The organism is Streptomyces sp. MK37H (genome assembly GCF_018035285.1).
In the GTDB taxonomy this organism is placed as follows: domain Bacteria; phylum Actinomycetota; class Actinomycetes; order Streptomycetales; family Streptomycetaceae; genus Streptomyces; species Streptomyces endocoffeicus.
Genome location: NZ_JAAAYH010000793.1, coordinates 1 through 1,803 on the forward strand (window position 1 = coordinate 1; position 1,803 = coordinate 1,803).

1 protein-coding gene is annotated in these 1,803 nt (G+C 72.5%); it reads left to right on the forward strand.

Annotation, left to right across the window (positions count from 1 at the left end; genetic code table 11):
• On the forward strand, positions 1-1,748 hold a 1,748-nt coding region (locus tag GWI24_RS43960), incomplete at its 5' end, for an ABC transporter ATP-binding protein (RefSeq protein ID WP_210951599.1).
• Positions 1,749-1,803: the final 55 nt, after the last annotated feature.

Here is a 1,803-nt window from a genome sequence, read left to right on the forward strand (position 1 = left end):
TCACCAGGGGCGACCGGCGCTGGCTGGTGCTCATCTGCGCCTGTGTGATCGCCGCGGCGCTCGCCGAGACCGCCGCGATCCTCCTCTTCTCGGATCTCACCGACAACGCCCTGCGGCAGGGCTCGCTCAGCGCCTTCTGGGTCCCCGCCGCGCAGTGGCTCGCGGTCGCGGTGCTCGGCGCCGGCGTCGGCTATATGGGCAACTCGCTCGCCGTATGGACCGCGGAACGGTTCGTACTGCGGCTGCGGGCCCGGGTCTTCGCGCATGTGCTGGATCTCCCGCCGCACTTCTTCCAGCGCCACCGCCAGGGCGATCTGGTCGAGCGGCTCACCGGGGACGTGGAGTCCATCGAGCAGATGGTGGTCTCCGGGGTGGTGAGCACCGTCTCCGCCGTCTTCAGCACGGTCTTCTTCTCCGTGGCCGCCTTCCGGCTGCGCTGGGACCTGGCGCTGGCCACCTTCGTCCTGGCACCGCTCTTCTGGCTGGCCGCGCGGCGCTTCTCCGGGCGGATCAGCTCGGTCGCGCGGGATGAGCGGGTCGCCGACGGCGCGATCACCTCCGTCGTCGAGGAGTCGCTCGGCAACGTCGTGCTGACGCAGGCGTACCACCGTAAGGACGCCGAGCAGCGGCGGCTGGACCGGGAGGCGCGGGCGTGGATGCGGGCGTCGGTGGCCGGTGCCCGGATGAGCGAGCTGTACGAGCAGCTTGTCGAGGTCATCGAGACGCTGTGCGTGCTCGCCGTGATCGGGCTCGGCGCCTGGGAGATCTCCCAGGACCGGATGACCATCGGCCAGCTGCTGGCCTTCGCCGCCTTCCTCGGCTACCTCTACCCGCCGATCCGCAACCTCGGGCAGCTCGGTCTCACCCTTACGGCCGCCACCGCGGGCGCCGAACGGCTGGCGGAGATCCTCGACGCCGAGCCCGCCGTGAGCGATCCGCCGCCGGGGGCCGCGATGGCGCCGTGGCGGGTGCACGGCACGGTGGAGTTCGACGGTGTCGGCTTCCGCTACCCCGGGGGCGACCGGCGCACCCTGGCCGGGGTCTCGTTCACCGCCCGGCCGGGTGAGTTCGTGCTGATCACCGGGGCGAGCGGGGCGGGCAAGTCCACCGTCTCCAAGCTGCTGACCCGCTTCTACGACCCGGCCGAGGGGTTCGTACGGCTCGACGGCGTACCGCTGTACGCGATGCCGCTGGGCTTTCTGCGGACGCATGTGACGCTGCTGCCGCAGGAGACGCTCATCCTGCATGACACCATTCGCGAGAACATCGCCTGCGGCCGCCCCGGGGCCGCCGAGCACGAGATCGTCCGGGCGGCGCGGGACGCCGCCGCGCACGACTTCATCGCGGCGCTGCCCGAGGGCTACGACACCCGGATCGACCCGCATACGGCGCGGCTGTCCGGCGGGCAGCTCCAGCGCATCGCCATCGCCCGCGCGATGCTGCGCGACGCGCCCGTCCTCGTCCTGGACGAGCCCACCACAGGGCTGGACGCGCTGGCCGCGCGGCGGGTCGTCCGGCCACTGCGGCGGCTGATGTCCGGCCGGACCACGATCATGATCACCCACGATCTGAACCTGGCGCCGGACGCGGACCGCATCCTGGTGCTGGACCACGGGCGGGTCGTGGAGATGGGCACGCATCACGAACTGCTGGCGCTGGGCGGGGTGTACGCGCGGCTGCACGGCTCCGGGGACGGCTCCCTGACCGATACAGGCCCGCAGCCGACGCTCCGGCTCGGGCCGCTCTGACGGGGGCGGGCTCGGCTCGGCCGAACCCAGCCGGGTCAGGGGGTCTCCGGCGGAT